The sequence below is a fragment of the Actinomadura bangladeshensis genome, from assembly GCF_004348335.1.
GTDB lineage: Bacteria > Actinomycetota > Actinomycetes > Streptosporangiales > Streptosporangiaceae > Spirillospora > Spirillospora bangladeshensis.
The window spans coordinates 24,899-30,898 of record NZ_SMJW01000083.1 but is presented as its reverse complement, the minus strand read 5'-3'; the positions used below and the strand labels follow the sequence as shown (position 1 = coordinate 30,898).

The 6,000-nt window shown below is 72.9% G+C and carries 5 protein-coding genes; 2 read left to right on the top strand and 3 right to left on the bottom strand.

The window, feature by feature from the left end; all coding sequences use genetic code 11:
* Positions 1-101 precede the first annotated feature (101 nt).
* Both pknB and E1284_RS18060 read left to right on the top strand, forming a co-directional pair.
* Entirely contained in the window at positions 102-2,024 is a 1,923-nt protein-coding gene (gene pknB, locus E1284_RS18065) for a Stk1 family PASTA domain-containing Ser/Thr kinase (protein ID WP_131940365.1), read from the top strand.
* A gap of 20 nt (positions 2,025-2,044) precedes the next feature.
* Positions 2,045-2,893 carry a deoxyribonuclease IV gene (locus tag E1284_RS18060; RefSeq protein WP_131940363.1) on the top strand — a complete coding sequence of 283 codons (849 nt, stop codon included), beginning with the start codon at positions 2,045-2,047 and terminating at the stop codon, positions 2,891-2,893.
* Positions 2,894-3,482: 589 nt separating this feature from the next.
* Here E1284_RS18060 and E1284_RS43680 read toward each other — a convergent pair.
* The 3 genes from E1284_RS43680 to E1284_RS18050 all read right to left on the bottom strand — a co-directional run bounded on the left by E1284_RS43680 (position 3,483) and on the right by E1284_RS18050 (position 5,989).
* Complete coding sequence (locus E1284_RS43680; protein WP_279433051.1) at positions 3,483-3,608, bottom strand: hypothetical protein; 126 nt, start codon at positions 3,606-3,608, stop codon at positions 3,483-3,485.
* A 161-nt stretch (positions 3,609-3,769) separates the two neighbouring features.
* Entirely contained in the window at positions 3,770-4,567 is a 798-nt protein-coding gene (locus E1284_RS18055; protein ID WP_131940361.1) for a LytR/AlgR family response regulator transcription factor, read from the bottom strand.
* 75 nt (positions 4,568-4,642) lie between these two features.
* Positions 4,643-5,989, bottom strand: coding sequence for a histidine kinase (locus tag E1284_RS18050; protein ID WP_131940359.1), 1,347 nt, complete (start codon positions 5,987-5,989; stop codon positions 4,643-4,645).
* Positions 5,990-6,000: the final 11 nt, after the last annotated feature.

The window sequence follows — 6,000 nt, the reverse complement described above, 5'->3', positions numbered from 1 at the left end:
CTCCGGAACCGGGCGCCCCGGCCGCATCCGCCCCGGGCCTCATCGAGGCTCATACTCACGACTGATGAGATCCGCTGCGATTCGCCCGTAAACTCGCACCGATGGACACGACGGTCGCAGATCCACTCGTCGGGCGGGTGCTCGACGGGCGCTACCGCATTGAGTCCCGCATCGCGCGCGGCGGCATGGCCACGGTCTACCTCGCGCGGGACCTCCGCCTCGACCGCACCGTCGCGATCAAGGTGATGCACGCCGGACTCGCCTCCGACGAGGACTTCGTCGCCCGCTTCATCGGGGAGGCCAAGGCCGCGGCGGCGCTCTCGCACCCGAACGTCGTCGCGGTCTACGACCAGCGCACCGACGGCGAGCACGTCTTCCTCGTCATGGAGTACGTCGCGGGCCGCACGCTCCGCGACACCCTCGCCGCGCGCGGCCGGCTCGGCCCGCGCGCGGCGCTGGAGGTCGTGCAGCCGGTGCTCGCCGCGCTCGGCGCCGCGCACCGCGCCGGTCTCGTGCACCGCGACGTCAAGCCCGAGAACGTGCTGATCACCGAGGACGGCCAGGTCAAGGTCGCCGACTTCGGGCTCGCCCGGGCCGAGACCGCGAGCAAGATGACCAAGACCGGCATGATCATCGGGACGGTCGGCTACCTCGCGCCCGAGCAGGTGCTGTCCGGCAGCGCCGACGTCCGCTCCGACGTGTACGCCGCCGGGATCATGCTGTTCGAGCTGCTCACCGGGCAGCTCCCCCACCAGGCCGACACGCCGCTCGCGGTCGCCTACAAGCACGTGAACGAGACCGTCCCGCCGCCGTCGCACCTGGTGCCGGGCATCCCCCAGCGGGTGGACGACCTGGTCACCGACGCCACCGGCCACGACCCGGCGCGCCGCCCGCAGGACGCGAACCAGTACCACGCCGAGGTCACCGAGGTGCTCGGCGGGCTTCCCCGCGACCTCGACCGGCGCATCGAGGAGTCGACCCGCGGCACGACCAGCGTCCTGGAGGCGCCCCCGCACGGCCACACCGCCGTCCTCGACCCGCGGACGCCGCCCGCCGAGGAGTACGCCCCGCAGCGCACCCGGGCCGACCGCGCCATCGGCGCGCTGACCGGCCGCTACGTCCTGGTCGCCATCGGCGCGGTCGCCGCGCTCATCCTCGGCTGGGCCGTCTGGTACCAGACGTCCGGCCAGTACGAGCACGTCCCGTCGTCGATCATCGGCATGAAGGTCGCCGACGCCCGCGACCAGTTGCAGTCCAAGGGGCTGGACGTCCAGACGGCCAAGGCGGTCTACGACGACCGCGTCCACAAGGGCGGCGTCGCCAAGTCCGACCCGCCCGCCGGCGCCCGCGTCGCCAAGGGGCAGACGGTCACGCTCACGCCGTCCAAGGGCATCACGCCCCGCGAGGTCCCCGACGTCACGGGCAAGAGCCTCGCCGACGCCAAGAAGACCCTGGAGGACAAGGGCTTCACCGTGGGCGAGACGAGCACGAGCCCGTCCCAGACCGTCGCCAAGGACAGGGTCATCGGCACCGACCCGGACGCCGGCGAGAAGCGGTCGCCGGACGACCCGGTCGACGTCGTCGTCTCCAGCGGCATGTCGATGCCGGGCCTCCTCGGGCAGAACGGCGACGCCGCCGCGAACCGGCTGCGCTCCATGGGCCTGAACGTCACCGTCCAGAAGAAGCAGGTGGAGGGCAAGGAGCCCAACACCGTGATCAGCCAGGACCCGTCCGAGGGCACCGGCGTCTCCCGCGGCGACGACGTGACGATCGTCGTCAACAAGCGCGACTGCATCGTCGACGCGGGCCCGTTCCAGTTCGGCTGCGACGACGGCGGCGACAACCAGAAGATCCCCGTCCCCAACGTGACCGGGTACAGCGTCAAGGACGCCAAGAAGGCCCTCAAGGAGTCCGGCTTCAAGGTCAACGTGACGGGCCTCGGCGGCGACGTCGTCCGGTTCCAGTCGCCGAACGGCGGCGAGGCCCCCCGCGGGTCCACGGTCACCATCGTCCGGGGCCCGTGACCGACTAAGCTGAACCGGCTATGACCTCACCGAACAGCCCCGTCGGGGCGCACGTCCCCGTGGTCGGCGGCCTCGCCACCGGCGGTCTGAAGTACGCCGCGCAGATCGGCGCCGAGGCGATCCAGGTGTTCGTCGCCAACCCGCGCGGCTGGGCGCTCCCCGAGGGCAGGCCCGCCGAGGACGCGAAGCTGCGCGAGCACGGCGTCCCCGTCTACGTGCACGCCCCCTACCTGGTGAACTTCGGCTCCCCCACCCCGGAGACCCTGGCCAAGTCGGTCGCGACCGTCCGCCACTCGCTGGAGAGGGGCCGGGCCATCGGCGCCCGCGGCGTCGTCGTCCACACCGGCTCCGCCGTGTCCCAGACCTACGACGAGGCCATGGCGCAGGTCCACGAGCACGTCCTGCCCCTGCTGGAGGAGATCCCGGACGACGGCCCGGACCTCCTCCTGGAGCCCATGGCCGGCCAGAACAATATGCTCTGCGCCAAGGTCCAGGACCTGGGCCCGTTCTTCGAGAAGCTGGAGCACCACCCGAAGCTGGGCGTCTGCTTCGATACCTGCCACGCCTTCGCCGCCGGCCACGACCTCGCGGCCCCCGGCGGCGCCAAGGACACGATCGACGCTCTGGTGGCCACCGTGGGCGAGGGCCGCCTGAAACTGATCCACGCCAACGACTCGAAGGACCCCTGCGCCTCGGGCCGAGACCGCCACGAGAACATCGGCGCAGGAAACATCGGCGAAACCCCCTTCGCCGACCTCTTCGACCACCCGGCGGTACAGGGCCTCCCCTTCCTCATCGAGACCCCGGGCCGAGCCCCCGAACCCCACGCCAAGGACATAGAAACCCTGAAGCGCCTACGCGACGCCTAATCACCAGCAACACCTATCAGTAACACAGCGAGCCGCCAGGCGAGCCGAAAGCCGCCACAGCAACCCACTACTGCGCCTGCACCAGCCGACACCTCAGCCCCGCGACAACCGGAACCGTCGCGATTGCGACCGAAGGCAGGTTCGAGCTTGCGAGAACCTGATCGCGCAGCGAGCCGCTAGGCGAGTCGGATGCGATGCAGCAATCGCACGCATTTCTCGACGATGGAGGGCCGCCAGGCCCGAAGGAGGAGAGAAAGGCAATGAACACGACTCGGGCGCCGCTGGACAACCCCCCGACTGTCAGCGACGCCCGAGCCACAGGCCGCCGGATCCCACCCCCCCGGTACGGGATCCGGCGACTCCGATCCGGCGTGCGCCGGATCTCCGGGATTTGCTCGTGTGGCTTGTGGTGCCACTGAGAACACTAGACGCGCCGCGCGGCTCGGCGGCACCAGGAAAACGCGACCGTCGATAAGCGGTACGTAGTCGTAGATGTGCGTAGCGTAGTCGCACGACGAGCGGTCGGTGCGGCGGGACGAGCGGTCGCGCGGTAACGGTCGCCGTGTCGGGGAGTCCGTTCGTGGATGAATCACGGGGCGAGGACGGCCGCGGGCCAGCCTTCGGGGACCTCCCGGAAGAGGCGGGCGACGCCGGCGCAGACGGCCAGGCCGCACCACCAGACGCCGAGGACGAGCAATGGTGTCGCGGGCCGCACGACGTGGAGTCGACGTCCTCCCCGTCTGAAGGCGGGTGGCGGCCTTGACGCGCGAAAACGGGAGCGGGGATCGCGGCGAATGCGACGTGCCAGCGTCCGGCGCGGTCGCGCGTCACCCGGAACGACTTCACCCCGGCCTTGCGGATGCCGCGACGCGGCGTTCAGCGGGCATCGCCGGGCTCCTGCGCCCCGTCCCCGTCACCGTCCCCGTTCTGGTGGAACCTGCGCACCAGGCGGTCCCGCACCTCGCGGGTGTGCCGGCGGCTGACCTGCAGCAGTTCGTCGCCGATCCGGACGGCCGCGCGGCCGCCGTCGAAGCGGACCTCGGTGATGTGCGCGCACGCGACCAGGGTGCTGCGGTGGATCCGGATGAACCCGGCCGTCTCCCACCGCTTGGTCAGCGCCGACAGCGGCATCCGCACCAGATATCCGCCGTCGGCGGTGTGCAGCCGGACGTAGTCGCCCTGCGCCTCGACGTGCGTCACCGTCCGGCGGGAGACGAGCCGGGTGCGGCCGCCGAGCTCGACGGGGATCAGCTCGTCGTCGGGGTCGGCGGGCTCGGCCGCGGGCGGGCCGGCCCGGTGCACGGCCTCGGCGACCCGGCGGACCGACTCGGCGAGCCGCTCGGGCCGGACGGGCTTCAGCAGGTAGTCGAGCGCGCCCAGCTCGTAGGCGGTGACGGCGCAGTCGTCGTGCGCGGTCACGAACACCACGTGCGGGGGCGCGGCGAACCCGGTGAGCAGCCGGGTGAAGTCGAGCCCGTCGAGCCCCGGCATCCGGATGTCCAGGAACACCGCGTCGAGGCGCTCGCCCTCGACGAGCATGCGGCTCAGGTCGCGGAGCGCCGCCGAGGCGTCGCCCGCGCCGGTGACCCGCCCGATCCGCGGGTCCTCGCGGAGGAGGTGGGCGAGTTCCTCCAGCGCGGGGCGTTCATCGTCGACGGCGAGGACGTGGAGCATGAGGCGACTTTGCCGCGATTACCGTCCGTCCGCAATCGATTCCAGGAAGTGAGTACGGCGGCGACCGGTCGCGGGTCACTCCGGGAACACGCCCGGACGGTACTTCGGCACGCGCAGATTGACCTTGGTTCCGGCGCCGAGCGCTGTCTCGACGGTGAGCCCGTACTCGTCGCCGTAGACCTGGCGCATGCGCTCGTCGACGTTGGCGAGGCCGATGCCGGGGTCGGCGTGACCGTCCCGCCGGCGGGGCCGGGAGGCGATGCTGCCCCAGCCGGTCGGGCCGGGGCGGCCGAGCGGGGCGGACAGGATCTCCTGGAGCCGCTCGGGGTCCATGCCGACCCCGTCGTCCTCGACGCTGATCGCGGCCTCGGCGCCGGAGTCGCGCGCCGTGATCGTGATGCGGAACGGCCCGCGCCGTCCCGCCATGCCGTGCCGGACGGCGTTCTCGACGAGCGGCTGCAGCGCCAGGAACGGGACGGCGATCGGTAACACCTCCGGTGCGACGTCGACACTGCACAGCAGCCGCTCACCGAACCGGGCCCGCTCCAGCAGCAGGTAGCGGTCGATGGAGCGCAGCTCGTCGGCGAGGGTGGTGAAGTCGCGGGGGTTGCGGAAGGAGTAGCGGGCGAAGTCGGCGAAGTCCAGCAGCAGGGCGCGCGCGCGGGCGGGGTCGGTGCGCACGAACGAGGCGATCGTGGTCAGCGAGTTGTAGACGAAGTGCGGGGAGATCTGGGCGCGCAGCGCCCGCGTCTCGGCCTCGCCGAGCCGGATGCGGGCCACGTCCAGTTCGGCCAGTTCCAGCTGGGTGGCCAGCTGCCGGGCCGCCTCGCCGGTGGCGCGGATCCGCGCGGCCGACGCACCGCGCCAGTAGGCGGTCAGCGTGCCCTCCACCCGTCCCTCGACGGTGAGCGGTGCGGTCATCGCCACCCGGGCGGGGCAGTGCGGGTCGCCGCAGCCGGCCGGGCCAGGCCGGCCGACCCGGGGCCGGCCGGAGGCCAGCACGGGCAGCGCCTGCCGGACGGCCTCCGCCGCGTGGGCGCCGCCGTCCGCGCCGTCCCAGGCCAGCAGCCGCGGCTCGGCCCGCACCGGGCCGCCGGTGTCCTCGGGGTCGTCCGGGGCGCCGGCGCCGTCCGGGGGGCGCACCGCGACCAGCGCGACCGCCTCGGCGCCGAGCAGCGGCCGCAGCCGCCGCGCCGCCTTGCCCGCCGTGTCGTCGGTGAGCCCGGCGCGCAGCGGCTGCGCGGCCCGCGCGAGCAGGTGCAGGGTCGCGAGCGCCGCCTGCTCGGAGGCGTCGCCGGGGACGCGGGCGGCGCGCAGGCAGCCGGACGGCAGGGGCGGCCACCGGCGCAGCGCCCAGAATCCGGAGGCGGCACCGGCGGCCGTGGCGTACACCACGGCATCCGCGACGGACGGTAGGACCATGACGACTTACG

Bases quoted from the DNA above. Each gene is read 5' to 3' on its own strand.
- E1284_RS18060 (WP_131940363.1), top strand. From the start codon at position 2,045: ATGACCTCACCGAACAGCCCCGTCGGGGCGCACGTCCCCGTGGTCGGC.
- pknB (WP_131940365.1), top strand. From the start codon at position 102: ATGGACACGACGGTCGCAGATCCACTCGTCGGGCGGGTGCTCGACGGG.
- E1284_RS18055 (WP_131940361.1), bottom strand. From the start codon at position 4,567: ATGCTCCACGTCCTCGCCGTCGACGATGAACGCCCCGCGCTGGAGGAA.
- E1284_RS18050 (WP_131940359.1), bottom strand. From the start codon at position 5,989: ATGGTCCTACCGTCCGTCGCGGATGCCGTGGTGTACGCCACGGCCGCC.